A 239-nucleotide genomic window follows, 5' to 3' on the forward strand; every position below is an offset into this window, starting at 1 on the left:
ATAATCCGCCGCCGTCCGGTTCAGCTCCTCCAAAAGGTAGGTCCGCTCCTCGGGCGGAAGAATGTCCAGCTCCCGCACCGGCCTGTCGGGCGCCCGCTCCAGCGCCTCCGACAGCGCTTCGAGCGCCCGCTGCATGTAGCCGCAGACCCGATCCGCAGACACCGGCTCCGCCACCTGTGCGGTGAGGCCGAGCGCCTCGCCAAAATCCTCCACCGACAGCGTCAGCGGATAGTTGGTGC

The 239-nt window shown here is 68.2% G+C and carries 1 protein-coding gene; it reads right to left on the bottom strand.

From position 1 onward, the window contains the following. Positions 1 to 239, bottom strand: a 239-nt coding sequence (locus AC0L2A_RS36555; protein ID WP_473613041.1) for a hypothetical protein, incomplete at both ends; no start/stop codon positions are given.

The sequence above is a fragment of the Mesorhizobium sp. WSM4844 genome (genome assembly GCF_055811775.1).